Source organism: Amycolatopsis sp. YIM 10 (assembly GCF_009429145.1).
Classification (GTDB): domain Bacteria; phylum Actinomycetota; class Actinomycetes; order Mycobacteriales; family Pseudonocardiaceae; genus Amycolatopsis.
On sequence record NZ_CP045480.1, the window covers coordinates 3,369,709 to 3,396,011 of the forward strand.

Below are 26,303 nucleotides of genomic sequence, written 5' to 3' on the forward strand. Positions count from 1 at the left end.
AACGCCACGATCGGGGTCATGACGCTGACGCGGGAGTTGCTGACTCCGAGGGAACGGGGCGTGTTGCGGGCGGTCGGGCGTGGCCTGTCCGCCGCGGAGATCGCGGTCGAGTTGTCCATCGCCGAGGTCGCCGTGCGGAACGACCTCGGCCGGATCGTGGCCAGGCTGGGGCTGGACGAGGAAACCAGGGCCGCGCCACTGCGGCTGTCGGTGCTCGGCCCGCTGCGGGCCTGGCGCGGCGCGGATCCGGTGGACCTGGGACCGGTGCGGCAGCAGGCGTTGCTGGCCGCGATGGCGTTGCGGCCGGACGTCACGGTCAGCCGCGCCGAGCTGCTCGACGCGGTGTGGGGGCTGGAACCCCCGGCCGCGAAGGTGGTGCCGGTCTACGTCTACCGGCTGCGCCGGTGCCTGCAGGCCGGGGACGAGTCGCCGGACGCGGTGATCGGCCGGGACCGGGGCGGCTACCGGTTCGCCGGTGCCGCGGTCCAGGTCGACTCGGCGCGCCTGGCGGAACTCGCCGCCGAGGCGGCCGAAGTCCGGCGCGGCGGGGACCTGGTCGCCGCGATCGACAAGTACGAAAGCGCGCTGGCGTTGTTCCGCGGTGAGCCACTGGCCGGGCTGCCCGGCCCCTTCGCCGAAGGGGAGCGGCGGCGCCTGACCGAGCGCCGGATCGCCTTGTCGCAGGGAAAACTGGAATGCCTGGTGCGGCTGGGCCGGTACCCCGAGGCCATCGGCGAACTGTCCGCCCTGACCTCGGAGCACCCGCACAGCGAGCCGCTGGCCGCACTGCTGATGCGCGCGCTCTACGGCAGCGGACGCCGGGCCGACGCACTCGGGGTGTTCCAGCGCCTGCGCCGCCGCCTGGTGGACGACCTCGGCGTGGAGCCGAGCGACCTGGCGGGCCGCGTCCACCAGGCGGTCCTACGAGGTGACGACGTCACGCTTCAGCGGCACCGGTAGTTCGCCGCCTGCGCGGGATCGCCGTGGCCGGTGTAGCGGGACACCCGCGGGTAGCGGCACAGGTCGCGCGTCACGATCCGGTCGCCTTCGACCTTCTCGGCCCGCAGGACGTCCGGTGCCTTGTCGTGCTCGACCCAGTTCACCAGCGCCCCGAGCGGATCCTTCGGGGCCGGGCCCACGCCGCCGAAGCAGTGCTCCACACCCGGCGCGAAGAACAGGCGGTAGAACTCGTCGACGCGGTGGGCGCCGCCCAGCTTCCGTTCGACGGCCTCGCGGTAGCGCACCACGCCGTCCGGCGGGATCAGCTGGTCGTCCGCGCCGACCCAGCTGAGCAGCTTGCCGCCGGAGCGCCGGAAGTCCGAGAGGTCCGGGTCCGCGGTGCCGATGACGTCGTCGAACTCCCGCACCGACTGCCGGAACAGCTCGGCGAACTGGGGGTAGGTGATCGTCGAGGTGTCGAAGCCGGGCTGCTTCTTCACGAAGTCCTTCACCCAGGCCGCCGCCACCGGGAAGCCGGTCGGGCCGGTGAGCCAGGTGAAGTCGGCGCCCTTGGGCAGGCCCGCCCACAACTTCCGGCCGTGTTCGTCCACCGGTCCAGCCCAGATCTTGCGGACGACGTCGGCGTCGGCGGCGGTCACGGTGACCTCTTCGCCGTCGCAGAGAACCTTGGTGCCGACCAGTTGCCGCGGGTCGTACCCGCACTGGTCCGGCTGGTCGACGATGCCGTTGACCACGCCGTCACGCGGGTCGCACGCCTTGATCGCCGCCTCGCGGAACGCGTTCAGCACGCACGGGCCGGGGCTGTGGTGCTCCTGGTTCATCACCACGTGCGGCCAGAGCGTGGCCACCGCGAACTGTCCCCAGTGGACGGCCGGCGCCACGGCGAGCACGCCGTCGAAGTCACCGGGGTGGTGCTGGGCCTCGGCGTAACCCTGCCGCCCGCCGGTCGAGCAGCCGTTCCAGTACGAGTAGGTGATCGGCTGCCGGTAGAAGTTCCGCGTCACCTCCTTGCCGATGACCGCCGATTCGTGCACCGACCGGGTGGCGAAGTTGGTCAGCAGCGTGGTGTTCAGCTCGCCGTCCGGCTTCAACGCCCAGCTGGTGTTGAGCGGATCGGCGGAAACGCCCGCGTCGGTGGTCACTCCGGCATAACCGTCACGGACCGCCTGCGCCAGCGGGGCACCGAAGTCACCGGCGGCGTAGGCGCTGCCGCCGACCGCCTGGAGCCGGCCCGTCCAGCCGCTTTCCGGGAGCGCGACGGCCACCTTGACGTGGTCGCCGCCGTCGTGGGTCAGCGTGACCGTGACCAGGCAGTGGGCCGGATCCGCGACGCGAGCCGCGTCGACCGATTCGATCCGCGCGCCCGGCGGCGCGGAGACGGCGGGCGCGGTGCAGCCGAGCGGGGCGGCGCTCGCGCCGAACGAGCCGAACGAGAGGAGCGCGGCGATCGGGATCGCCGCCATGAGCAGTACGGCCAGGCGTTTCATGGGTTCCTTCACGGGATTCACGGGATGGTGAATTCGACGGTCTTGCTGTCCAGGACCATGTGCGTCGGATCGGCCAGATCGATGCGCACCTGGTGCGGGCCGGACGGCAGGCCCTGGAGGATCAGCGGCTCCCCGCTGCCGTCGGCCCAGTGCCACGGTGCGCCGTCGACGGTCACGTGGATGTGGCCGATCCGAGGGGAGACGTCCAGCGCGGCGGGGCCGTAGACCGGCACGATCCGCAGGTTCTCCGCCCGGTACCGGATGACCGCCAGGCCCTTGGCCAGTTGCTCGGGCAGGGGCGCGTCGGTGATCAGCGCGGGCGCGGGCTGGGAGGGCAGCGGCACCACCGGAGCGGGCGGCCAGGTCGGCTCGCCCAGCGCGACGGGCGCCGGAGCGGTCGGGGCAGCCGCGGCCGCCGGAGGCGCCGGGGCAGTCGGGGCGGCTTCGGTCGAGCACGCGGTCGCCAGTGCGAGAACGGAGGCGGAGGCCAGGACACGGAACACGTTCGCGGAAAGGGGCACGTGGTCAAGCTAGGTCGGCGGCGACGGTCCCCGCGTCGGTCGGACGACGTCATCGGCGTACGTCACCCGCGGGGAAGTACTGTCGAAGATCGAGGAGGAGTCCATGCCGCTGTTCGGCCGCGAGCCCGAGCTGAAGGTGCTGTCCGAGCTGATCGACGAGCCCGGCAGCCGCAGTGGCGCGTTGCTCGTCGGCGAGGCGGGGATCGGGAAGTCGGCGTTGCTCGCCGAGGCGGTCGCGCTGGCTTCGGTCGCCGGGGTGCGCGTGCTGAAGGCGACCGGGGTGGAGGCCGAACAGGACTTCGCCTATGCCGGACTGCACCAGCTGCTGTACCCGGTCCGCGCGGGCGTGGACGAACTGCCGCCCGCCCAGCGCGACGCCCTGCGGTGCGCGCTCGGTCTCGCCGAGGCCGCCGAGCCGAGTCCGTACCTGGTCGGCCTGGCCACGCTGACCCTGCTGGCCGAGCTGGCTCCGCTGCTGGTTGTCGCCGAGGACGTGCACTGGCTCGACCAGGCCAGTGTGGACGTGCTCGCGTTCGTGGCCCGCCGGATCGAAGCCGAGCCGATGGTGCTGCTCGCGGCCACCCGCGAAGGCGGGCCGCTCCAGGACGCCGGGCTGCACGTGATGCCGCTCGAGCGCCTGTCCGGTGAGAGCGCCGCCGAACTGCTCGACTCGACCGCCTTCGGCCTCGAACCGGAGGCACGGGAGCGGCTGCTGGCCGAGGCCGCCGGGAACCCGCTGGCCCTCACCGAACTGCCCGGCGCGCTCGACCGCCTTGACCCGGTGCTGCCGCTGACCGACCGGCTGCGTCGCGCGTTCGCTGCCCGGGTGTCCGGCCTGCCGGAGGAAACCCGTACCGCGTTGCTGATCGCCGCGCTCAACCAGAGCGACTCGGCGGCCGAGGTGCTCGCCGCCACCGGACGTGTGCTCGGCGCCGCCGATCTGGACCTCTTCACGCCCGCGGTGAACGCCCGGTTGATCGACCTCGGGCCGGGGACGGTGACCTTCCGGCACCCACTGATGCGGTCGGCCATCCCGGCCGCGTCGTCGCTCACCGACCAGCGGCGCGCGCACCTCGCACTGGCCGAGACAGACCAGCCCGACCGGAGTGCCTGGCACCGGGCCGCCGCGACCGCCGGACTCGACGAGGACGTGGCCGAAGAGCTGACCGGCGTCGCCGAGCGGGCACTGGAGCGAGGCGGGGTCGCGGCCGCGATCACCACGCTGGAACGGGCGGCACAGCTCAGCGAACGGCAGGGCACCAAGGCGGACCGGTTGCTGCGCGCCGCCGAACTCGCCGCCGAGTCCGGCCGCCGCGACACCGCCGACCGGCTGGTGCGCGAGGCGCGGACTCTCGATCTCTCGCCACCGCAACGGGCCACGGCCAGCTGGTTGCCGAGCATCTTCGACGACGGCGTTCGCGAGGACAGCTCGCGCATCGGGGAGCTGGCCGAGCTGGCCGGTTCGGTCACCGATCCGGACGCCGCGTCGCGAATCCTGTGGGGCGCCGCGATGCGCTGCTTCTGGGCGGAACCGGGGGAGGCCGCGCGTCGCACGCTGCTGACCGTGCTGGACCGGCTGCCCCTCGCCGACGACGATCCGCGCAAGGTCGCGATCGCCGCGTACGTCGCGCCGTTCGACCGGGCCGGGGTGGTGCTGAGCGGACTGCGCGCGGCGGCCGTCGCGGATCCGGAAACCCAGCGGTTCCTGGGCAGCGCGGCGCTGCAGATCGGCGCGTTCGACCTGGCCGCGCGCTTTTCCGCGGCCGCGGCGCCGGGCCTGCGCGCGCAGGGGCGGCTCGGTCTGCTGACGCGCGCGCTGGCCGTGCAGGCGTGGAGCCGGGCGCGGCTCGGGGACCTCATCACCGCGGCACCGATCGCGGCGGAGGCGGTCAAGCTCGCGCAGGAGACCGGCCAGCCGTTCATGGGCGGACTGGCCAAGGCCGTGCAGGCGGAGATCGCCGCGCTGCGCGGTGAGCACGAACAGGCCGGGAAGCTGGCGGACGAAGCCGAGCGGGCGGGGCTGGCCGCGGGCGCGCGCCCGGTCCTGGCCACCGTCCAGCTCGCGCGCGGCATCCTGGCGCTGAGCGAAGGCCGGTTCGAAGACGCGTTCGCGCAGCTGAGCCGGGTGCTCGACCCGGCGGATCCCGCCCACCAGCCGGCGTTGCGCGCGTACTTCCTGCCCGAACTCACCGATGCGGCCGTCCGATCCGGACAGACCGACGCGATGCGGGACATCCTGCGCACCTTGGCGCCCTTCGCCGGAACCTCACCGGCGCTGGACATCGGCCTGCGGTACGCGCACGCCGTGCTCGAATCCACCGAAGACGCCTTCACCACGGCGTTGCGCGCGGAGCTGGTCGACTGGCCGGCCGAACGCGGCCGCCTGCACCTGGCCTTCGGCGAGTGGCTGCGGCGGCAGCGGCGGGTCGTGGAATCCCGCGCGCACCTGCGCACGGCCAGGGAGACCTTCGACGCGCTGGGCATGGCGGCCTGGAGCGAGCGCGCCCGGCGGGAGTTGCGCAGCGCGGGGGAGTCCAGCCCGAACCGGGACCCGGACGCGCGCGAACGGCTGACCCCGCACGAGCTGAGCATCGCCCAGCTGGCGGCCACCGGGCTGACGAACCGGGAGATCGGGCAGCAGCTGTACCTGTCGCACCGGACCGTCGGCACGCACCTGCAGCGGATCTTCCCCAAGCTCGGGGTGAACTCCCGCACCGAGCTGGCGCAGGCGCTCGGACAGCGGTGACGTACGCCGACAGCGTCACCTGACGGTCGCGGCGGGTCACGCCGGCTGCCTAACGTCGCGTTCGTTTCCGTTACGACGATCGCGCAGGGAGTTCCAGATGATCAGCAGGCGACGATTCACCCAGGTGCTGGCCGCGGGCGCGGCCGGGGTGGCGGCCGGTTCGCTGGCCGCGTGCTCGCCGGAGACGCCCGCCGCCGCGCCGGGGCCGGACCTGCGGGCGGGCGAGGGGAGGAACACCTCGCTCGGCCCGATCAAGCAGGTCGCCGCCGGGGTGCTCAGCACGGCGTACGCCGAGTTCGGGCCGTCCACCGGGCAGCCGGTGGTGCTGGTGCACGGCTGGCCGTACGACGGGCACAGCTACGCCGACGTCGCGCCGCTGCTCGCCGCGCAGGGGTACCGGGTGCTCATCCCGTTCCTGCGCGGGTACGGCGCGACCGCGTTCCTGTCCGCCGACACCGTCCGCAATGGACAGCAGTCGGCCATCGCCGCCGACGTGGTCGCCTTCATGGACGCGCTCGGCATCGGCAAGGCCGTGCTCGGCGGCTTCGACTGGGGTGCGCGCACGGTGGCCATCATCGCCGCGTTGTGGCCGGAGCGGTGCAAGGCGCTCGTCTCGGTGAGCGGCTACATCATCACCAATCTCCAGGCGAATAAGCAGCCGCTGCCGCCCGCGGCCGAGCTGGGCTGGTGGTACCAGTACTACTTCGCCACCGAACGGGGCGTGCTCGGCTACCGCCGGAACACCCGGGAGTTCAACAAACTGATCTGGCAGAAGGCTTCTCCACAGTGGACGTTCGACGACGCCACCTACGACCGGAGCGCGGCGGCCTTCGACAACCCGGACCACGTCGACATCGTCATCCACAACTACCGCTGGCGCCTCGGACTGGCGCAGGGCGAAGCGCGGTACGACGCCTACGAGCAGAAACTCGCCACCTCGCCGTCGATCGCCGTGCCCACCATCACGATCGGCAGCGACTTCGACGGCGCGGCGGCGGACGGAAAGGCCTACCGCGGCAAGTTCACCGGCAAGTACGAACACCGGATCTTCGCCGGGATCGGGCACAACGTGCCGCAGGAGGCCCCCGAACCCTTCACCAAGGCCATCGTGGACGCAGATCGACTCTAGGCAACGGTGGCGTCGAGGGAAACTTCGACGTTGCCCCTGGTCGCCTTCGAGTACGGGCAGATCTGGTGCGCGCCGTGGACCAGTTCGTCGGCGGTGGCCTGGTCGATTCCCGAGGCCTCCAGGTGCAGAGCGGCGCTCAGCTTGAACTCGTTCGCCTCGGTGTCGTGGTGGAGGGTGACCTCCGCGACGACGGCGAGGTCACCGGGCCGCACCTGCTTCGCGGTCGCCACCCGGCGCACGGCTCCGACGAAGCAGGACGCCCAGCCCGCGGCGAACAACTGCTCCGGGTTCGTGCCGCCCCCGGCACCACCGAACGCCGCGGGCACGGCGAGGGTGACGTCGAGCGCGCCGTCGTCGGAGGTTGCGCGGCCGCCGTTGCGGCCCTCCGCGGTGGAGGTGGCGACGGCGGTGTAGGTGATTTCAGACATCGCGTTTTCCTTATCGCTGTGGTGATTGCGGGAAAACGCTAGGACCGGGTGAACCACCTCCGCGACCGTCGGACGACGTCACGTGCGTACGTCATCGGTCGCCGAGCCGGAGGGTTTTCCCGCGCCAGCGCGAGCGCAGCCACCGGTCGTGGCTGGCCACCACGATCGCGCCGGGACCACTGCCCAGCGCGTCCTCCAGTTCGTCGCACAGCGTGGGGGAGAGGTGGTTCGTCGGCTCGTCGAGCAGCAACAGCTGGGGCTGCTCGGCGACCAGCAGCGCCAGCGCGAGCCGCCGCCGCTGCCCGGCCGAAAGGTCGGCGACGGGCTTGCCGAGGTCCCGCCTTCCCAACAGGCCAAGGGAAAGCAGTGGAACGGCGGCGGCACGCTCCTGGCCGAGCACGGAGGCGTAGATCGCCCGCGCGCTGAGGTGGGGCCGGTCGAATTCGGTGTCCTGGCTCAGCAACCCGATCCGCAGCCCGTCCTGTCGACGGATCCCGGCCGCTTCGGCGTGACCGGCCAGCACACCCAGCAGTGTCGACTTACCGGCACCGTTGGCCCCGGTGACGAGCAGCCGTTCGGTGGCCGTCACGTCGAGCCGGTCGATGGTGAGCCGTCCGGGCAGGTGCACCTCGCGCAACGCCACCAGCACCTCGCCCGGCGCCTGCTCGGCCAGTGCGCCGGGTTGGAACCGCAGTGGCGGCGGAGGTGGCGGAACCCGCCGCCGATCCAGTTCTTCGAGCCTGCGGGTGGTGTTGCGCACCCGGCGCGAGATCTGGTTCTGCACCCGGCCCGCCGTGTGGCCGTAGCCCATCTTCTCGTTGTCCCGCTTGACGCTGTTGTGCGCGACCTGGTGCGTGGTCAGACCGAGCGCGTCGCGCAGCTCGGCGATTTCCTCCTGCTCCTCGGCGAAGCGGCGCTCCCAGCGCTGCCGTTCCGCGTGCTTCTCGGCCAGGTAGGCGCTGTAGTTGCCGCCGAACCGCGTCGGGCCGTCCACCGCCGGGTCGAGGTCGAGCAGGTCGGTGCACACCGCGTCGAGGAAAGCCCGGTCGTGGCTGGCCACGACCACCGTGCCCGGCAGACCGCGCAACTGCTCCTCCAGGTATGCCGCCGCCTCGTCGTCGAGGTGGTTCGTCGGCTCGTCGAGCACCAGCGCGGACGGGCGGCGCACCAGCAACGCGGCCAGCGCGAGCCGTCCGCGCTGCCCACCGGAAAGCGATGCGAGCGTGCGATGGTGCTCGACCGCGCCCAGCCCGAGCCCGGCCAGCACGATTTCGGCGCGCCGGTCGGCGTCCCAGACGTCGTGCCGCTGGGCGTACTCCAGCAGTTCCGCGTACTCGTCGAGCCGGTCGTCATCATCGAGCGCGGCACTCAGTTCGTCCAAACGGGACAGTGTCGCGCGGGCGTCGGCGAGTGCGTCATCGAGTACCTCGGCGACCGTCGCCCTGCCGTCGAAGGGCATTTCCTGGTGCAGGTAACCGAGATCCGGTGGGCGGACCACCGTACCGCGCTCCGGCTCGTCCACTCCGGACAGCAGGCGCAGCAGGGTGGACTTCCCGGCCCCGTTCTCGCCGATCAACCCGATCCGGTGCCCGGGAGCCGCGGTGAGCGAAACGCCGTCGAGCACGCGGCGCCCGCCGAAGCCGCGGACGAGTTCGCGGGCCACCAGAGGCGCGGCGCTCACGCTTCGGCCAGCCGTCCGCCTTCCAGCCGCAGCCTGCGTTGTATCCCGATGTTCGCCAGGAAGCGCTCGTCGTGGCTGACCACCACGAACGCGCCCTGGTAGGCGTTGAGCGCGCTTTCCAGCTGCCCGGCGCTGACCAGGTCGAGATTGTTGGTCGGCTCGTCGAGCAACAGCAACTGCGGCGCCGGTTCGGCGAACAGCACGCAGGCCAGCGTGGCGCGCAGCCGCTCGCCACCGGAGAGCACGCCCACCGGCAGCTGTGTGCGCTGGCCGCGGAACAGGAAGCGCGCCAGCAGGTTCATCCGGTCGGCGGGCAGCATGGCGGGCGCGGCGTCCGCGAGGTTCTCGGCCACCGTGCGGTCGGGGTCGAGCAGGTCGAGCCGCTGTGACAGGTAGGCGATCCGGCCGTCGGACCGGCGTACCCGCCCGCCGTCCGGTTCGAGTTCACCCTGCACGATCCGCAGCAGGGTGGACTTCCCACTGCCGTTCGCGCCGGTCAGCGCGATCCGCTCGGGACCCCGGATCGCCAGGTCGACCCCGTCACCGGCGAACAGCTCGCGCACGGTGAGCCCTTCACCGAGGAACAGCGTGCGCCCGGCGGGCACCGCGGTCCGCGGCAACTGCAGGGCGATCTTCTGGTCCTCGCGCAGGGAACGCTCGGCCTGGTCCAGTTTGGCCTTGGCCGCATCGAGCCGGGCGCCGTGCGTGCCGTCGGCCTTGGCAGCCGACTCCTGCGCGTTGCGCTTCATGGTCCCGGCGAAGATCTTCGGCAGCCCGGCGTTGCCGAGGTTGCGCGAGGCGTTGCTGGCCCGGCGCGCGGCCCGCTCGCGCGCCTGCTGCATCTCGCGCTTCTCGCGCTTGACCTCCTGCTCGGCGTTGCGGATGTTCTTCTCGGCGACCTCGCGCGCGGCCTGCACCGCCTGCTCGTATTCGGTGAAGTTGCCGCCGTAGAACCGGATTTCCCCGCGGTCGAGTTCGGCGATGCGGTCCATGCGGTCGAGCAGCTCGCGGTCGTGGCTGACCACCAGCAGGCAACCGTGCCAGTCCGCGAGCACTTCGTAGAGCTTGTGGCGTGCTTCGACATCGAGGTTGTTGGTGGGTTCGTCGAGCAACAGCACATCGGGCCGCTTGAGCAACTGGGCGGCCAGCCCGAGCGAGACGATCTGCCCACCGCTCAACGTGTCCAGTCGGCGGTCGAGCGCGAGTTCGCCGAGGCCGAGCCGGGCCAGCTGGGCGCGGGTGCGCTCCTCGACGTCCCAGTCGGTGCCGATGGTGGTGAAGTGCTCTTCGCCGGTGTCCCCGGATTCGATGGCCTCCAGCGCGCGCAGCACCGGGGCGATCCCCAGCACCTCGGCCACGCTCAGGTCCCGCGTCAGCGGCAGGTCCTGCGGGAGATAGCCGAGCACACCGTCCACCGAGACCGAGCCCGACGCGGGCTTCAGCACACCGGCGACGAGCTTGAGCAAAGTGGACTTCCCGGCGCCGTTCGGGGCGACCAGCCCGGTGCGCCCGCCGGGCAGGGAGAAGGAGAGCTGGTCGAAGACGGGAGTGTCGTCGGGCCAGGAGAAGGACAGGTTGGTGCAGACGACAGCGGCGTCGGACATGTCGAGACCTCAGGAAGGTGTGGCGGGGTGAGCTACCCCGGAAAAGAGTGCGGTGGACGACAAGATGGCCAGCACAGCCACACGGCGAAGGCTGGGTTCAGCCTGCCGACGGCCTGGCAGCTCCGGGCTCACCCGGAGATGTCGTCTTCACCTGCCACGTCAACGCTCCTGGATCTCGGGACTCACTTCGACCATAGCAAATTCAGACGGTCCGGATGCACCAGGGCAGGCCGTCGCGGTCGGCCCACGCGCCCCCGCGGCCGCGTGGGGCAGCGCGCACTCAGGGGTGAACCACCTGATCCTGGCCATCGCCGACGCCGCGCTGGTGAAGGCCTTCTCCGGGTTGGACCTGCCGGGCGTCGCGTCCATGCGAGACCAGTTGCGGCTCGTCCACGACGAGGTCATGCCCCGCCCCGAACGCCACCTTCGTGGCCATTCAGGCGTAACCGCGGGTCAACCTGACCGAGCTTGTATATACATCCTCCGGTGCGAGGGTGCCCGGGTGACCACCTCGCTCATTCCCGCCACCACCGTCCGCTACGTCCGCTGGGACGGCGCGGGCCGGCCGTTCGCCCTCGTCGACGCCGAGGTGCCCGCCGAACCGGGGCCAGGCGAAGCGCTGGTCCGGGTGGACCTCGCGACGGTCTGCGGCAGCGACGTGCACACCGTGTCCGGCGCGCGTCCCGCACCGGTGCCCGGCGTGCTCGGCCACGAGCAGGTCGGCACGGTGCTCGCGGTCGGCGATCCGGCACCCCGGCTGCTCGGCGGGACACCGCTCACGGAAGGCGCCCGCGTGGTCTGGTCGGTCGCCGCCTCGTGTGGCGACTGCGACCGCTGTGTCCGGGACCTGCCTCAGAAGTGCCGTCACCTGACCAAGTACGGGCACCAGGAGCTGGTCCCCGAGCGGCCGTTGACCGGCGGTTTCGCCTCTCACTGCCTGCTTGTCCCCGGCACCACGATCGTCGAGGTGCCCGAAGGGATTCCCGACGTCGTGGCCGCACCGGCGTCCTGCGCGACGGCCACGGTCGCCGCCGCGTTGCGCGAGGCCGGAGACCTCCGTGGGGCACGGGTGCTGGTCACCGGGGCGGGCATGCTCGGCGTGACAGCCGTCGCGATGGCCGCCCGAAAAGGGGCACACGTCGTGGCTGTCGACCCGCACCGGGACCGCCGCGACCGGGCGCTGCGGTTCGGTGCCGCCGAAGCCACGGAAAAGCCCACCGGCGAATTCGAGGTGGCGGTCGAGCTGTCCGGCGCGCCCCAGGCCGTCACCACTTGTCTGGACATGTTGGCGGTCGGGGGAACCGCCGTGCTCGCCGGTTCGGTGTTCCCCGGCCCCGCCATCCCCATCGAGCCCGAGCGTCTGGTGCGTGGGCTGCACACGATCACCGGGGTGCACAACTACCGGCCCGGCGACTTAAAAACCGCGGTCGACTTCCTGGCCGAGCACCACCGCGAACACCCCTTCGCCGAACTCGTGCAAGGCCGGTACGGACTCGACCAGCTCGACGCCGCCTTCGCCGCCGCACGCACCGGAGAGGCCGCGCGCCAGGCTGTTGTGCCCTCAGCGCCGGTTGGCCGTGGGGCGTGAGCTGCGCGTGTTGGTGACGGTGACCGTCGCGAGATCCGGGCGGTAGCGATCTTCCGACCATTCCAGCGGAGTTCCGGCGGAGTCCGCGGTCATCCGCCGCTCGCGCAGCAGCGGCGCGCCTTCGGGGACTTCGAGCAGTTCCGCGTCGAGCGCGTCGGCGGCCACCGCGTCGAAGGTGTGCCGCGCGCTGTGCAGATCGACCCCGCGTGCGAGCAGCAGCGCGTAGATCGAGCCCGCGTTCAGATCGGCCTCCAGCAGCGGGCGCCCGACCGGCTCGGTGTAGTTCATCCGCTCCAGCATGGCCGGGCGGCCGTCCAGCAGGCGCAGCCGGATCAGTTGCACCACATGGGTTTCCGGCTCGACGCCGAGTGCGGCGGCGATGGCCGGTTCCGGGCGGCGCAGGGCGATCTCGTGCAGCCGCTGTCCCGGCACGTGCCCGGTCAGCTCGGCCCGGCGAGTGAACGACAGGAAGGTCTCGAACGGCTGCGCGGGCACGGCGTCCAGCACCACGGCTCGCTTGCCCTGCCCGCCGCCGATCAGCCCTTCCTCGCGCAACGCCGACAGCGCCTGCCGGACCGGGCCGCGTGAAGCGCCGAACTCCAGGCACAGCTGCGCTTCCGAGGGCAGCGAATCCCCGACGGCCAGCTCCCCTTCGCGGATGCGGCGGCGAAGTTCGGCGGCGAGGGTCCGGTGCAGGGGAGCCATGATCGCCAGCTTACCCAGCATGACTGGACAAGTGCATCCAGCAACTCCGGGTACTCCGGGAAATCCGCAGGTGAACACTGCATGACTTGTCAATACATGTCGTTGACCGCGGTAGAGCGCGCCTGCGACGGTCGGGGCACACCCCCGAGCAGATCCCCCTGGAGCCCGCTGTGTTCGTCCGTCGCGGAGCGCTCGTCGCGCTCACCTGCCTCAGCCTGGTGGCCACCGCCTGTGGCGCACCGGAGACCTCGTCCGCCACACCGTCCTGTCCGGACGGTCGCATCCGGTTCGGCGTCGAGCCGTTCGAAGACCCCGCCCGGCTCACCCCGGCCGCCAAGGTGCTGGCCGACTCGCTGTCGAGCGCGTTGTCCTGCCCGGTCGAGCTGACCGTCACCGAGGACTACTCGGCCGAGGTGCTCGCGATGGAGAACGGCAAGCTCGACGTCGGCATCTTCGGCCCGCTCGGTTACGTGTTCGCGCACCGCCGCGCCAAGGCCGAAGCGGTCGCCTCCTTCGGTGACGCGACCGGGAAGTTGTCCAGCTACACCGCGGCGATCTGGGTTCCGGCGAACTCGCCGATCACCACGGTCGCGCAGTTGCGCGGTCATTCACTCGCGCTGTCCTCGGCCGGTTCCACCTCGGGTGACGCGCTGCCCCGGCAGGCGCTGGCCGACGCGGGTGTCGCCGAGTCCGACGTCCGGATCGACTACGCGGGCGGGCATCCGGAAGCGCTGCTGGCACTGGCCAACGGCAAGGTCGACGCCGCGGAGATCAACTCCCAGCAGGAAAGCAGCGCGATCGGTGCGGGCACCTTCGATCCCGCCGGTTTCCGCAAGGTCTGGCAGTCGGCGCCGATCCCGAACGACCCGGTCACCGTGCGCGGGGACCTCGACCCGGTCACCAAGACCGCCATCCGCGACGCCCTGCTCGGCCTGCCACCCGCCGCGATCGGCGAGATCGGCGCGCTGCTCGACGTCTCCCCGCCGGGGCCGCTGGTCCCCGTCGACCAGACCACCTACCAGCCGCTGTTCGAGCTGGCCGACAAGCTCGGCCTGACCGAGGACGACGCCTGATGCTCGCGCTGTCCGGGATTTCCGTGCGGTTCGGCGAACGCCAGGTGCTGCACGACGCCGAGGTCACCGTCGCCGAGGGTGAACTGCTGGCCGTGCTGGGCGCCAACGGCTCCGGCAAGTCCACCCTGCTGCGAGCGGCCGCCGGGCTGGTCCCGCACACCGGCGCGGTCACCGTGGCCGGTCGCGAGCGCGGCCGCCTCGACGTGGCGCTGATCTTCCAGCAGATCCACCTGGTGCGGCGGCGCAGCGTGCTCGACAACGTGTGCGCCGGCGCGCTCGGCCGCCTGCCGTTGCGTGATTCGCTGGTGCCCGCGTTGTTCCCGCGCGCGGTCCGGGAAGAGGCGATGGCGTGCCTCGACCGGGTCGGCCTCGCCGATCGCGCGCACGACCGCGCGGGCAGTCTCTCCGGCGGCCAGCAGCAGCGCGTCGCCGCCGCGCGGGCGTTGTGCCAGCGCTCGCGGGTGCTGCTCGCCGACGAGCCGGTGTCCGCTTTGGACCCGGCCGCCGCCGAACAGGTGCTGGCGCTGCTGGCCGAACTCGCGCACGACGAACGCCTCGCCGTGCTGGCCGTGCTGCACCAGCCGGACCTCGCCGCCCGGCACGCCGACCGGATCGTCGGCCTGCGCGACGGGCACGTGGTGCTCGACGGCGACCCCGGCCAGCCGGTCGGCTCCCTCTACCCGTACCCCGTTCTGGAGGCCACCTCATGACCACCACCGAAGCGGTGCGGCGCCTGCGGGTACCGCCCAAACCCCGTCGCCCGCGGGTGCTGCTCGGCGCGGGTGCGCTGGTCACCGCCCTGCTCGTCGTGCACGTGATCGCTTGGGACGCCACGGAATTCTCGCCCGCCGCGCTCGCCGAGGGCTGGGACGGCATGGCCGGTTTCCTCGGTGAGGCGATCCCACCGGACCTGAGCTGGGAGGTGCTCGGCCCGTCGCTCGAAGGCGCGCTGGTCACCCTGTGGATCGGTCTGCTCGGCACCACGCTGTCCGTGCCGTTCGCGCTGGTGCTGGCACTGCTGGCGGCGCGCGGCACCACCCCGTCCGGCTGGATCTACCAGGCCGCGCGCTCGCTGCTGTCGTTCCTGCGGGCCGTGCCGGAGGTGGTGTTCGCGCTGATCTTCGTCACCGCGGTCGGGCTCGGGCCGTTCCCCGGTGTGCTGGCGCTGGTGTTCCACAACGTCGGCGTGATGGGCAAGCTCTGGGCCGAAGCGCTGGAGGACGCCGATCCCGGCCCGGCGCTCGCGGTCCGCTCGACCGGCGCGAGCCGCACGCAGGTGGCCACGCACGCGCTGCTGCCGCTGGTCACCCCGCAACTGTTCGGCCTGCTGCTCTACCGGTTCGACGTGAACGTGCGGTCGTCACTGGTGCTCGGCCTGGTCGGGGCCGGTGGAATCGGATTCCTGATCAACCAGTCGATCAAGCTGTTCCGGTTCGACCGGATGCTCACGCACATCCTGGTTGTGCTGGTGTTGATCGTGCTGGTCGACCAGTTGTCCGCGCTGGTCCGGCGACGGTTGGGGAGTGGCTCGTGATCAGGCTCGCCGCACTCGACATCGCCGGGACCACCGTCGCCGAGGACAACCAGGTGTACCGCGTGCTCGCCGACGTGGTCGCCGCGCACGGCACACCCGCCGCCGAAGCCGACATCCGCCGCTGGATGGGCGCGGACAAACGGGAAGCGCTGGCGGCGCTCACCGGTGACCCCAGCGCCGTGGAGGAACTGCACGGCCGCTTCGTCACCAGTCTGCGGGCCGCCTACGAGCGACAGCCGCCGCGGCCGATTCCCGGTGTGCCGCAAGCGATCGCCGCCCTGCGCGAGTCGGGGGTGCGGGTGGTGCTGACCACCGGTTTCGACCGGCAGATCACCGATCCGCTGCTCGACGCGATCGGCTGGCGGGCCGGTGAGGACGTCGACGCCGTGGTCTGCGCGGTCGAAGCGGGCGGCGGGCGCCCGTTGCCGAACATGATCCACCGCGCGATGGAACTCACCGGCGTCACCGATCCCGGCGAGGTGCTCGCGGCCGGGGACACCGCGCTGGACATCCAGGCCGGTCGCGCGGCCGGTGCCGCGATGGTGGTCGGGGTGCTCAGCGGGGCCCAGACCAGGGCCGAACTGGCTGCCGAGCACCCCACCCACATCGTGGCCGACGTGACGCGGCTACCGCTCCTCGAGTAGGTCCTCGATGGTGATCGGCAGGCGGCGCGCCCGGATGCCGGTGGCGTTGTAGATCGCGTTGGCCACCGCCGCCGCCATGCCGACCGTGCCGATCTCGCCGAGTCCCCTGGCGCCCACCGCGTTGTGCAGGGTGTCCGGGTACTCGACGAAGTGCACGTCGACCTCGGAGATGTCCGCGTTCACCGGCAGCAGGTAGCTCGCGAAGTCACCGTTCGCCATGCGCCCGTTGCCCTCGATCTCCAGTCCCTCGTGCAGTGCCGCCGAAACACCCCAGATCATGCCGCCGACGATCTGGCTGCGGGCCGCCTTCTGGTTGATGATCCGGCCGGCGTCGAACACGCCGAGCATGCGCGAAACGCGGGCTTCCCGCGTCCACTCGTGCACCCGGACCTCGCAGAACTGGGCGCCGAACGAGCTGAACGAGTGCTTGGTCAGCTCCTCGCCCGGCGCCGACGAACCGGTCACCGACAGCGAGGTGCGGCCGGTGGCGCGCAGCACCTCGCCGAAGGTCATGCTCCGGCCACCGCCGTGCACACGGCCGTCGGCGTAGGTGACTTCCCCGCCGTCGAAGGGTTCCGCGGCCAGCGCCAGCAGTTCGTCGATCGCGTTGTTCGCGGCCACCATGATCGCGGTCCCGGCGCTCGCGGTGGCCGTCGAGCCACCGGACAGGCCGCCCGAGGGCAGCGACGAGTCGCCGAGCCGCGGCTCGATCCGCTCCGGTGGGATGTCCAGCGATTCCCCGCCGATCAGGGAAAGCACGGTCAGCAGGCCGGTGCCGGGGTCGGCGCCACTGGTCGCGACCACGGCCGTGCCGTCCTCCCGCAACGTGATCCCCACCGTCGCGGGGAAGCGCAGCGCGGGGAACAACGCGGACGCCACGCCCATGCCCACGAGCCAGTCACCGTCGCGGCGGCCCCGCGGGCTCCGGTCCGCCCAGCCGAACCGCTCGGCCCCGATGCGGAAGCACTCGTCGAGGTGCTTGCTCGACCACTGCAGGTCCTTGCCCGCCGGAGCGATGGAGTTGTTGCGCAGCCGCAGTTCGATCGGATCCATGTTCAGCGCGACGGCCAGTTCGTCCATCGCGCTCTCCAGCGCGAAGGACCCCGGAGCCTCGCCAGGTGCGCGCATGAAGGTGGTCGGCGGCACGTTGAGCGGCACGATCTTCTGGGTCAGCGCCAGGTTCTGCGTGGCGTAGTACTCGCGCGAGGTGCCGTGCGAGGTCGGCTCCACAAAGGACCGATCGAGGTCGGTGGTGCACCACGAGTCGTGGCGCAGCGCGATCAGCGTGCCGGACCTGTCCGCGCCGAGCTTGAGCTTCTGCACGGTCGCGGCGCGACCCGCCGTCGCGGTGAAGACCTGCTCCCTGGTCAGCGCGGCCTTGATCGGCCGGTCCAGCACCCTGGACGCGGCCGCGGCCAGGAAGGCGGGCGCGGAGGTACGGCCCTTGCCGCCGAAGGCACCGCCGACGTACGGGTTCAGCGCGTGCACCGACGAGGGCTCCAGGCCCAGCGCGCTGGCCAGTTCCACGGCCTGCAGGTCGCTGGCCTGGTTTCCACTGTGGATGGTCAGCTCACCGTGCTCCCAGTACGCGACCGCGGAATGCGGTTCCATCGCGGCATGGTTCTGGGTGGCGGTGTGGTAGGTGGCCTCGACCACCACCGGGCTCGCCGCGAAAGCGTCATCGATGGACTCGACGCCGTCCGCGAGAATGTCCAGCGATGACGGCGCGCCGTCCCTGGCCGCGGGGGCGTCTTCGGCGGTGGCCAGGCCCTCTTCCAGCGAGGTCAGCGCGGGCCGCTCGCGGTAGCTGACCTCGACCAGCATCGCCGCGTCCCTGGCCTGCTCGAAGGTCTCCGCCACCACGAAGCCGATCGCCTGCCCGTAGTAGGCGACCTCGGTGTCCTGCATCGGCACCGAGGTTTCACCGAAGAGCGGGCTGCTGGCGGTCTTCAGCGCCAGCGGGTCGAACGGCGAGTACACCGCGAGCACACCGGGCGCGTTCTTCGCCGCGGTCACGTCCATGGCCTCGATCTCGCCGTGCGCGATGGTGCTGAGCACGAGATAGCCGTAGGCCATGCCGGGCAGGTTGTGGTCGACGCCGTACTTGGCCCGGCCGGTGACCTTCGCCGGCCCGTCCAGCCTGCTGGTCATCAGCGGCTCCCCTCGGTCAATTCACGCAGGGCGCGGACGATGGTCCGGCGCAGCAGCGCGGGCTTGAACTTGTTCCCGGACAGCGTCCGGGCGCCGTCGGCCGCCACCGAAGCGGCCGCTTCGAAGGACTCGGTGGTCACCGGTGCGCCGACCAGCGCGGCCTCGACCGCGGGCAGCCGCCAGGGCACCGTGCCCACGCCGCCGGCCGCGATCCTGGCACCGGCGATGCGGGAGTCCTGGATGTCCAGCGCGACCGCGGCCGAGCACAGCGCGAACTCGTAGGACTGCCGGTCGCGCACCTTCACGTAGGTGGAGTTGGCGGCCCAGTCCAGCTTCGGCACGACAACCTCGGTGATCAGCTCGCCCGGCCGCAGGTCGTGCTCACGGTCGGGGGTGTCACCGGGAAGCTGGTAGAAGTCGGCCAGTGCGACGGTCCGGCTCCCGGAGTCGCTGACCAGCCGGAGTTCCGCGTCCAGCGCGACCAGCGCGACCGCCACGTCGCTGGCGTGGGTCGCCACGCACGCGTCGCTCGTGCCGAGCACGGCGTGCATCCGGTTGGCGCCGTTGATCGCGGGGCAGCCACTGCCGGGGTTCCGCTTGTTGCACGGCATCGCGACGTCGCGGAAGTACGAGCAGCGGGTGCGCTGCATCAGGTTGCCGCCGATGCTGGCCATGTTCCGGATCTGCTGTGACGCGCTCAGCAGCAGCGCGCGGGAGATCATCGGGTATGCCGCGTGGACATCGGGATGCGCCGCGATGTCGCTCATCCGCTCCAGCGCGCCGATCCGCAGGCCGTCGCCGGAGTCGATGCCGCGCAACGGGATTTCGTTGATGTCCAGTACGCGGCGCGGGGTCAGCACCTCGAGCTTCATCAGGTCGACCAGGGTGGTGCCACCGGCGAGGAAGGTGCCGTCCGCGCCGAGCGCGTCGTCCACAGTGGAGGGTGCGGTCAGCTCAAACGGTCGCATCGGCACTCCTCGCCTGCTCCTGGGCCGCTTCGATGGCCGCGACGATGTTGGGATAGGCCGAGCACCGGCAGAGGTTGCCGGACATGAACTCGCGCACGTCGTCGACGCCCTGCTCGACCGCGGCGACCGCGGACATCACCTGGCCGGAGGTGCAGAACCCGCACTGCAGCGCGTCCTGGTCGACGAAGGCCCGCTGCACCGGGTGCAGTTCGTCCCCTGTGGACAGTGCTTCGACGGTGGTCACCGGGCGGCGCACGGTGGCGGCCAGGGTGAGGCAGGCGAGCACGGGGCGGCCGTCGACGTGCACGGTGCAGGCCCCGCACTGACCGCGGTCGCAGCCCTTCTTCGGGCCGGTGAGGTCGAGTCGTTCACGCAGCGCGTCGAGCAGGGTCACCCCCGGCTCGACGCTCAGTTGCTCGGTGCGGCCGTTGACTTGGAGGGAGAGGTCCACTGAATCTCTTTCCGCAGATCGTCCGTGGTGGGAGAGCGGGAGTGAAGCGGATAGTCATCCGGTTCCATCGCGAGGCTAGCGGATTAGAATCCGCTTCGCAACGAACTCGTCACCCTTGAGTTGCTCCAGGTCACCGGGGGTGGTGCATTAGATTCAGCGGCGGCGGACTCGGCGACGGCCAGCGCGTGAGGGAGGGGACGGATGACGACGGGATCGGTCAACCCGCGCCGTGCGGACACCCGGCGCAACCACGAGCGCATCCTCATCGCGGCGGCGGAGTCGCTCGCCGGTTCGGGTGAGCTTTCGTTCAACGCCATCGCGAAGCGAGCCGAGGTCGGCGTCGGCACGGTCTACCGGCACTTCCCCACGCCGGAGGCGCTCATCCTGGCGGTCTACCGGCGCGAGGTGCGGCACCTGGTCGAGGTGGTGCCCGCGCTGCTGGCCGAACACGAGCCGGAGCAGGCCTTCCGGGTGTGGACCACCGATCACCTGGCCCACTACATGATGACAAAGCGGGGCCTGGCGACCGCGTTGCGCGCCGCGTCGACCACCGGCGGGGAGGACCTGCCGGCGAACGCCTACGAAGCCATGGTCGGCGCGGTCACCACGCTGCTGAAGGCCAACGTCGAGGCGGGAAACGTGCGCGCGGAGCTGGACCCGGAAACGGTGCTGCGGGGCCTCGGCGGACTGCTTTTCCTGAACTCGGCGGAGGAATGGCGCAAGCAGGCGGCCGCCCTCGCCGATCTCCTGTGGCGCGGCATGTGCACCCGCTGCGGTGACTGAGTCCGCCCCGCCGCCCTGGCGGAACGGGGCGGTTAGGGTGATCTGATGAGTGTTTCGGTTCGGTGGCTGCTCGGCCGCGCGGAGCTGGGGCTCCGGCTGGTGGCGGGCGAAACCGGGGCCGATCGGGTGTTGTCGTTCGCGCACAGCATCGATCTGGCCGACCCGTGCCCCTGGCTCTCCGGCGGCGAACTGGTGCTGACCACCGGCGCGCACCTGGCCGAACCCCGCGCGTACGTCGAAGGCCTGCACCGCGCCGGGGTTTCGGCACTCGGCTTCGGGATCGGCCTTTCCCACGACCACGTTCCCCAGGCCATTGTGGACACAGCGGACCAGCTGGGCCTGCCGGTGGTCGAGATCCCGTTGCCGACGCCGTTCGCGGCGGTCACCAAGGCGGTCCTGGAGAGGATCGCCGAGCAGCGCTACGAAGAGGTCCTGCGGGTGTCCCGCGCCCAGCCGAAGATGACCCGCGCCGCGGTGCGCGAAGGGGCCGCCGGGATCGTGCGCGAACTGTCCGCGGCGACCGGGGCGGCCGCGGTTTTCCTCGGCGCCGACAAGGAAGCGGAGGCTGCCAGGGCGAATCTCGACGACATCTCCGACGTCGTGGCGCTGGTGCGCGAGGACGTGACCGGAGCCGCCGTGGTGCGCGAGGGCCGGGCGGTCAGCGTGCAGACGGTCGGTGTCGGCGCCGCTGTGCACGGCTGGCTCGGGGTGGTCGGGGACCGGGCGCTCGGTCAGGTGGAGCAGGTGCTGCTCGGGCACGCGGCGTCGCTGCTGGCGCTGGACCGTGAGAAGCCCCGGCGGCTGCGCGGCGAGCGCAACCAGCTCGGCGCCACGCTGTTCGGCTTGCTGCTGTCCGATCCCGCGCTCGAACCGCGGCTGCGCCCCCAGTTCGCGGGCATAGCCGACGGTCAGGGCATCCGCGTGCTCGCCGCGGGAACCGGACTGGCCGCCATCGACGCCGCGCTGGCCGAACGCGACCTCCCGCTGCTCGCGCGCGAAACCCAGCACGAAACGCTCGTCCTGCTCCCCGGCGGCTTCGCCGAAGCGGCCGCGTTGCTTCCCGAGTCGGTCAGGGCCGGGCTGAGCGCCCCGCACCCGCTGTCCGAGCTACCGCAAGCGCTTGCGCAGGCCCGGCTGGCGGCCGCGTCGGGTGCCGGGTTCACCGATTTCACCGCACTGGCCGGGGCCACTCTGCTCGCCACCCCGGCCAGCCGCGCGGTACTGGACACCGTCGCCGGCGGCACGATCGCGAAGCTCGACCCGGTCCTGATCACCTCGCTGCGCGCGTTCCTCGAACTCAACGGCCAGTGGGAGGCCGCGGCGGCGAGCATCGGCGTGCACCGGCACACCCTGCGCAACCGGCTCGACCGGGTGCGCGAGGTGCTCGGCTGCGACCTCGGCTCGGCCCGCGTGCGCGCCGAACTCCTTCTCGCCACCCTCGCCTGGGAAAGCGGTCAGCGGTAAGCCGCGATGCCGGTGAGCGCCTGTCCGATCACCAGCGTGTGCACCTCGGAGGTGCCTTCGTAGGTCAGCACCGACTCCAGGTTGTTCGCGTGCCGCAGGGGCGAGTATTCGGTGGTGATGCCGCTGCCGCCGAGAATGGTGCGGCACTCCCTGGCGATCGCGATCGCTTCGCGTACGTTGTTCAGCTTGCCCGCGCTGATCTGCTCACCGCGGATCGTGCCCTGGTCCTTCAGCCGCGCCAGGTGCAGCGCGAGCAGCATGGCGTTGCCCGCCGACACGGTCATGTCCGCGAGTTTGCGCTGCGTCAGCTGGAACCCGGCGATCGGCTTGCCGAACTGCGTCCGGTTCTTCGCGTAGTCCAGCGCGCACATGATCGAGTCCCTGGCCGCGCCGACCGCGCCGAAGACGATTCCGAACCGCGCTTCGTTCAGGCACGACAGGGGAGCCGAGAGCCCTCGTGCCCCGGGCAGCATCGCGCTGCCCGGCAACCGGACACCGTCGAGCACCAGTTCGGCGGTGATCGACGCACGCAGCGACAGCTTGTGCCCGACCGCCCGCGCGCTGAAGCCCGGCGTGTCCGTCGGCACCACAAAACCCCGGATGCCTTCGTCGGTGCGTGCCCAGACCGTGGCCACGTCGGCGATGGAACCGTTGGTGATCCACATCTTGGTACCGTCGAGCACCCAGTCACCGCCGTCGCGGACGGCGCGCGTGCGCATGCCGCCGGGATCGGAGCCGAAGTCCGGTTCGGTGAGCCCGAAGCAGCCGATCGCCTCGCCCGCCGCCAGGCGCGGCAGCCAGTCCGCCTTCTGCTCCTCCGAGCCGTACCGGTGGATCGAGAACATCGCCAGCGAACCCTGGACGGAGACAAAACTGCGGAATCCGGAATCGGCGGCTTCCAGTTCGAGGCAGGCCAGTCCGTAGGCCAGCGCACTGGTCCCGGCGCAGCCGTACCCGTCCAGGTGCATGCCCAGCACACCGAGCTCGCCGAACTCCGGCGCCAGCTCACGCGGGAACCGGCCGGATTCGTACCACTCGCGGATCCCCGGCCGCAGCCGGTCCTCGGCGAACCGGGCCACGGTGGCCTGGATGTCGCGTTCGTCCGCGGGCAGGGTCGCCGGGATGTCCAGCAGCTGCAACGGGTCGGTCATGCGGGGTCTCCTGTGGATAGTGGACGGTCCAGCCAGGCGGCGAGGTCCTCGGTGTGCTCGCCGAGCCGGGGTGGCGGGCGGTGGTAGGCGGGCGGGGTGCGGGACAGGCCGATCGGATTGGCCACCAGCCCGTCGGCCAGCGGGCGCAGGCCGAGGTCCTCGGCCAGCGCGAAGGCATCGGCGAGGTCGTTCACCGGACCGCAGGGCACGCCGAGCGGGCTGAGGATCTTGAACCACTCGTCGGCGGTCCGGGTGCCGAGCCGCTCGTGGATCAGCCCGGTCAGCTCCTCGACGTGCTCGACCCGCGCCGCGTTCGTGGCGAAACGGTCCTCTTCGGACAGGCCGATTCCCCGGCACAGAGCGGAGAACTGCCGATCGTTGCCGACCGCGAGCACGAACGGGCGGTCGGCGGCGGTGAACACCGCGTAGGGCGCGATGGACGGGTGCCGGTTGCCCAAGCGCTCGGGCACCACACCGGCGAGCGTGTACCCGGCGCTCTGGTTGACCATGCTGGACAGCAGCGTGCTCAGCAGGTTCACCTCGACGAGCTGCCCTTCCCCGGTCCGCTCCCGGTCCCGCAGCGCGGCCAGGACACCGACCGCGGCGTGCAGTCCGGTCAGCACGTCGACCAGCGCGACGCCCACCTTGACCGGTTCGCCGGTGCCGGTGACGCTCATCAGCCCGCCGACCGCCTGCGCGAGCAGGTCGTACCCGGGCAGGTCCGACCCGGCGCCGAAGCCGGTGACCGAGCAGTACACCGCGCGCGGGTTCAGCTCGCGGACGTGCTCTGGGGACAGGCCGTGCTTGGCCATCGTGCCCGGCCGGAAGTTCTCGATCACCACGTCGGCGCGGCGCACCAACTCGGTGGCGCGGCGGCGGCCGGTCTCCGTGCGCAGGTCGAGCGCCAGCGAGCGCTTGTTGCGGTTCACCGACAGGAAGTAGGTGGCCTGGTCGCCGGCGAACGGCGGGCCCCAGGCCCTGGTGTCGTCACCGCGTTCGGGGTGCTCGACCTTGATCACGTCGGCGCCGAGATCGGCCAGCAGCATGGTGGCGTACGGCGCCGCCAGCACCCGGGAGAAGTCGGCGACCAGCAGTCCGGACAGGGAAGTCACGGGCCAGAGTCTCGGCATCCGGCGCGGATGAGGCACTCGACAACCTGTCCAACCGGGCGGCTCGCCGATCGCCGTTCTGTCCATCGTGGCAGCCGGGGCGCCTGCCTAGCGTGCGCGTATGAGCGTTGTCGGAACACAGCAAGGCGGCCCCGGGCTCGCGCAGGTCAGGCAGGTGCGGACGGCGGTACCCGGGCCGCGGTCGGCGGAACTGCTCGAACGGCAGCGGGCCGCGCTGCCCGCCGGCGTCGGCTCGGCACTGCCGGTTTTTGTCACCGCGGCCGGTGGCGGGGTGGTCGTCGACGCCGACGGCAACTCCTTCATCGACTTCGGCAGCGGGATCGCGGTGACCACGGTCGGCAACGCCGCGCCAAGGGTGGCCGAGCGCGCCGCCGCGCAGCTGCACCGGTTCACCCACACCTGCTTCCTGGTGAACCCGTACGAGTCCTATGTGGAGGTCTGCGAGCGGCTCAACCGGCTGGTCCCGGTCCCCGGCGGGAAGCGCACGCTGCTGGTGAACACCGGCGCCGAGGCGGTGGAGAACGCGGTGAAGATCGCGCGCGCGGCGACCGGGCGGCCCGGCGTGGTGGTGTTCGACCACGGGTACCACGGCCGGACCCTGCTGACGATGAGCATGACCGCCAAGAACGTGCCGTACAAGCAGGGCTTCGGCCCGTTCGCCACCGACGTGCACCGCGCGCCGATGGCCTATCCGTACCGGTGGCCCGGCGGCCCGGAGCGTTGCGCCGAGGAAGCCGCCGCCGCACTGGTCGAGCTGATCGACCGCCAGGTGGGTGCGGCCAACGTCGCCGCGGTGGTGGTCGAGCCGATCCAGGGCGAGGGCGGTTTCATCGTGCCCGCACCGGGTTTCCTCGCCGCGGTGGCCGGGATCTGCGCGGAACGCGGCATCCTGCTGATCGCCGACGAGGTGCAGACCGGGATCGCCCGCACCGGCTCGATGTTCGCCTGCGAGTACGAGGGCATCCAGCCCGACCTGATCACCACGGCGAAGGGGCTGGGCGGTGGCCTGCCGCTCGGCGCGGTGACCGGGCGGGCCGAACTGATGGACGCGGTCCCGGCGGGTGGCCTCGGCGGCACGTTCAGCGGGAACCCGGTGGCCTGCGAAGCGGCGCTGGGCGTGTTCGACGAGATCGAGCGCGGTGACCTGCTGCGCCGGGCGACCGAGATCGAGCGGATCATGCGGCCCGCGCTGGAGGAACTGGCGGATCGGCACGCGTTCGTCGGTGAGGTCAGGGGCCGGGGCGCGATGCTGGCCTTGGAGATCGTCCGGGGCCCCGATCGCACGCCCGACCCGGCGCGCACCACCGAGATCAGCAGGCGGTGCCACGCCGAGGGGCTGCTCACCCTCACCGCGGGCAGCTACGGCAACGTGCTCCGGTTCCTGCCGCCGCTGTCCATTCCGGACTCGTTGCTCACCGAGGGACTGGGTGTGCTGGCGGCCGCGTGCGGCTGATCGACCTCGGCCATCAGCTCGGCGAGCCGGGGGTGGCCACCGGCCCCGAGGTCCGCGCGCACCCGCGCCCGGACCTCGGGAGCCATGTCCTGGCTGAGCTTGAACATCGCCCGCACGTCGGTGACGTGCACCTTGAACGAGACCACGTGCTCGACCAGCTCGGCGAACTTCCCCCGCGACGCGGTCATGTCCCATCGGGGCTCGCGCATGCTTTCCATGGTGCGCACGGTTTCCTCCACCACGTACAGGGATTCCTCCCTGGTGTCGGTCAGCTCGACCGTGCCGGTCAGGTGCACCGCGGCGTAGTTCAACGTGGGCACCGCCGGCTCGAAGCCGTAGGTGCTGGGGGAGACGTAGCCGTGCTGACCGGAGAAGATCACCAGTACCTCCCGGCCGTCGAACTGGGTCCACTGTGGATTCTTGCGGGCCAGGTGGCCGAGCATGGTGACCCCGTCCAGCGTGGCGGGCAGTTCGTCGTGGCGGGGGAAGATCACCGGCAGGTGGGTGGCCACCGGCGCCCGGCCCGCCTCGGCGCTGACCACCACGGCGAACGGGTGGCGCCGCACGAACTCCACCTCCATCGCCGGTGACGGCGCGACGTAAGGTCCGTAGACACGCATGCCGGCTCCTTGGTGGTTGCGATCGTGACCAC

23 protein-coding genes are annotated in these 26,303 nt (G+C 71.7%); 11 read left to right on the forward strand and 12 right to left on the reverse strand.

Features of this window, described 5'->3' with window-relative positions:
* Window positions 1–18 precede the first annotated feature (18 nt).
* A complete protein-coding gene (locus tag YIM_RS16485) occupies window positions 19–960 on the forward strand; it encodes a BTAD domain-containing putative transcriptional regulator (RefSeq protein ID WP_153031190.1) in 942 nt (313 codons plus the stop codon).
* On the opposite strand, the gene YIM_RS16490 is transcribed toward YIM_RS16485, so the two are convergent.
* The gene (locus tag YIM_RS16490) at window positions 945–2,447 is read right to left on the reverse strand and encodes a tannase/feruloyl esterase family alpha/beta hydrolase (RefSeq protein ID WP_153037034.1); all 1,503 of its coding nucleotides are present in this window, start codon (window positions 2,445–2,447) and stop codon (window positions 945–947) included. The genes YIM_RS16485 and YIM_RS16490 overlap by 16 nt on opposite strands.
* A 17-nt stretch (window positions 2,448–2,464) precedes the next feature.
* The gene (locus tag YIM_RS16495) at window positions 2,465–2,968 is read right to left on the reverse strand and encodes a DUF6130 family protein (protein WP_228004780.1); all 504 of its coding nucleotides are present in this window, start codon (window positions 2,966–2,968) and stop codon (window positions 2,465–2,467) included.
* Window positions 2,969–3,071: 103 nt separating this feature from the next.
* Here YIM_RS16495 and YIM_RS16500 point away from each other — a divergent pair, with 103 nt between their 5' ends.
* Together YIM_RS16500 and YIM_RS16505 are read left to right on the forward strand one after the other, a co-directional pair.
* Entirely contained in the window at window positions 3,072–5,714 is a 2,643-nt protein-coding gene (locus YIM_RS16500; protein WP_153031191.1) for an AAA family ATPase, read from the forward strand.
* Window positions 5,715–5,811: 97 nt separating this feature from the next.
* Window positions 5,812–6,843 carry an alpha/beta fold hydrolase gene (locus YIM_RS16505; protein ID WP_153031192.1) on the forward strand — a complete coding sequence of 344 codons (1,032 nt, stop codon included), beginning with the start codon at window positions 5,812–5,814 and terminating at the stop codon, window positions 6,841–6,843.
* Here the strand turns inward: YIM_RS16505 and YIM_RS16510 are convergent.
* From YIM_RS16510 to abc-f, 3 genes are all read right to left on the reverse strand, one after another.
* A complete protein-coding gene (locus YIM_RS16510) occupies window positions 6,840–7,271 on the reverse strand; it encodes an Ohr family peroxiredoxin (protein WP_153031193.1) in 432 nt (143 codons plus the stop codon). The two genes, YIM_RS16505 and YIM_RS16510, sit on opposite strands and share 4 nt — an antisense overlap.
* 91 nt (window positions 7,272–7,362) lie before the next feature.
* A complete protein-coding gene (locus tag YIM_RS16515) occupies window positions 7,363–8,952 on the reverse strand; it encodes an ABC-F family ATP-binding cassette domain-containing protein (RefSeq protein WP_153031194.1) in 1,590 nt (529 codons plus the stop codon).
* Window positions 8,949–10,556, reverse strand: coding sequence for a ribosomal protection-like ABC-F family protein (gene abc-f, locus YIM_RS16520; protein WP_153031195.1), 1,608 nt, complete (start codon window positions 10,554–10,556; stop codon window positions 8,949–8,951). The genes YIM_RS16515 and abc-f overlap by 4 nt, the downstream gene beginning before the upstream one ends.
* Window positions 10,557–10,842: 286 nt before the next feature.
* Between abc-f and YIM_RS16525 the strand changes: the two genes are divergently transcribed.
* Complete coding sequence (locus tag YIM_RS16525; RefSeq protein ID WP_228004781.1) at window positions 10,843–12,144, forward strand: zinc-binding dehydrogenase; 1,302 nt, start codon at window positions 10,843–10,845, stop codon at window positions 12,142–12,144.
* Here the strand turns inward: YIM_RS16525 and YIM_RS16530 are convergent.
* The gene (locus YIM_RS16530) at window positions 12,118–12,849 is read right to left on the reverse strand and encodes a GntR family transcriptional regulator (protein ID WP_194240170.1); all 732 of its coding nucleotides are present in this window, start codon (window positions 12,847–12,849) and stop codon (window positions 12,118–12,120) included. The two genes, YIM_RS16525 and YIM_RS16530, sit on opposite strands and share 27 nt — an antisense overlap.
* 170 nt (window positions 12,850–13,019) lie before the next feature.
* On the opposite strand from YIM_RS16530, the gene YIM_RS16535 reads away from it, so the two are divergent.
* Genes YIM_RS16535 through YIM_RS16550 form a run of 4 tightly spaced genes read left to right on the forward strand, consistent with a single transcriptional unit; the run spans window position 13,020 to window position 16,100 of the window.
* The gene (locus YIM_RS16535) at window positions 13,020–13,922 is read left to right on the forward strand and encodes a phosphate/phosphite/phosphonate ABC transporter substrate-binding protein (RefSeq protein WP_153031196.1); all 903 of its coding nucleotides are present in this window, start codon (window positions 13,020–13,022) and stop codon (window positions 13,920–13,922) included.
* A complete protein-coding gene (locus tag YIM_RS16540; RefSeq protein WP_153031197.1) occupies window positions 13,922–14,632 on the forward strand; it encodes a phosphonate ABC transporter ATP-binding protein in 711 nt (236 codons plus the stop codon). The genes YIM_RS16535 and YIM_RS16540 overlap by 1 nt, the downstream gene beginning before the upstream one ends.
* Window positions 14,629–15,456 carry a phosphonate ABC transporter, permease protein PhnE gene (gene phnE, locus YIM_RS16545; RefSeq protein WP_153031198.1) on the forward strand — a complete coding sequence of 276 codons (828 nt, stop codon included), beginning with the start codon at window positions 14,629–14,631 and terminating at the stop codon, window positions 15,454–15,456. Before YIM_RS16540 ends, phnE begins: the two co-directional genes overlap by 4 nt.
* Window positions 15,453–16,100, forward strand: coding sequence for a phosphonatase-like hydrolase (locus YIM_RS16550; protein ID WP_153031199.1), 648 nt, complete (start codon window positions 15,453–15,455; stop codon window positions 16,098–16,100). The genes phnE and YIM_RS16550 overlap by 4 nt, the downstream gene beginning before the upstream one ends.
* Here the strand turns inward: YIM_RS16550 and YIM_RS16555 are convergent.
* From YIM_RS16555 to YIM_RS16565, 3 genes are read right to left on the reverse strand one after another with little or no spacing between them, the layout of a single operon-like run.
* Window positions 16,083–18,251 (reverse strand): xanthine dehydrogenase family protein molybdopterin-binding subunit, encoded by a 2,169-nt coding sequence (locus YIM_RS16555; RefSeq protein WP_153031200.1) that lies wholly within the window; start codon window positions 18,249–18,251, stop codon window positions 16,083–16,085. The two genes, YIM_RS16550 and YIM_RS16555, sit on opposite strands and share 18 nt — an antisense overlap.
* The gene (locus tag YIM_RS16560; protein ID WP_153031201.1) at window positions 18,251–19,219 is read right to left on the reverse strand and encodes a xanthine dehydrogenase family protein subunit M; all 969 of its coding nucleotides are present in this window, start codon (window positions 19,217–19,219) and stop codon (window positions 18,251–18,253) included. The genes YIM_RS16555 and YIM_RS16560 overlap by 1 nt, the downstream gene beginning before the upstream one ends.
* Window positions 19,206–19,670 carry a (2Fe-2S)-binding protein gene (locus YIM_RS16565; RefSeq protein ID WP_153031202.1) on the reverse strand — a complete coding sequence of 155 codons (465 nt, stop codon included), beginning with the start codon at window positions 19,668–19,670 and terminating at the stop codon, window positions 19,206–19,208. Before YIM_RS16565 ends, YIM_RS16560 begins: the two co-directional genes overlap by 14 nt.
* Window positions 19,671–19,871: 201 nt before the next feature.
* Here YIM_RS16565 and YIM_RS16570 point away from each other — a divergent pair, with 201 nt between their 5' ends.
* Window positions 19,872–20,453 (forward strand): TetR/AcrR family transcriptional regulator, encoded by a 582-nt coding sequence (locus YIM_RS16570; protein WP_153031203.1) that lies wholly within the window; start codon window positions 19,872–19,874, stop codon window positions 20,451–20,453.
* A 45-nt stretch (window positions 20,454–20,498) separates the two neighbouring features.
* On the forward strand, window positions 20,499–21,917 hold the full coding sequence (locus YIM_RS16575) for a PucR family transcriptional regulator (RefSeq protein WP_153031204.1): 1,419 nt from the start codon (window positions 20,499–20,501) through the stop codon (window positions 21,915–21,917).
* Here the strand turns inward: YIM_RS16575 and YIM_RS16580 are convergent.
* The gene (locus tag YIM_RS16580; RefSeq protein ID WP_153031205.1) at window positions 21,908–23,068 is read right to left on the reverse strand and encodes an acyl-CoA dehydrogenase family protein; all 1,161 of its coding nucleotides are present in this window, start codon (window positions 23,066–23,068) and stop codon (window positions 21,908–21,910) included. The genes YIM_RS16575 and YIM_RS16580 overlap by 10 nt on opposite strands.
* Entirely contained in the window at window positions 23,065–24,198 is a 1,134-nt protein-coding gene (locus tag YIM_RS16585; RefSeq protein WP_153031206.1) for a CaiB/BaiF CoA-transferase family protein, read from the reverse strand. Before YIM_RS16585 ends, YIM_RS16580 begins: the two co-directional genes overlap by 4 nt.
* Window positions 24,199–24,298: 100 nt before the next feature.
* Between YIM_RS16585 and gabT the strand changes: the two genes are divergently transcribed.
* Complete coding sequence (gene gabT / locus YIM_RS16590) at window positions 24,299–25,651, forward strand: 4-aminobutyrate--2-oxoglutarate transaminase (RefSeq protein ID WP_153031207.1); 1,353 nt, start codon at window positions 24,299–24,301, stop codon at window positions 25,649–25,651.
* Here the strand turns inward: gabT and YIM_RS16595 are convergent.
* A complete protein-coding gene (locus tag YIM_RS16595) occupies window positions 25,558–26,271 on the reverse strand; it encodes an FMN-binding negative transcriptional regulator (protein ID WP_153031208.1) in 714 nt (237 codons plus the stop codon). The genes gabT and YIM_RS16595 overlap by 94 nt on opposite strands.
* Between the last annotated feature and the right edge of the window lie 32 nt (window positions 26,272–26,303).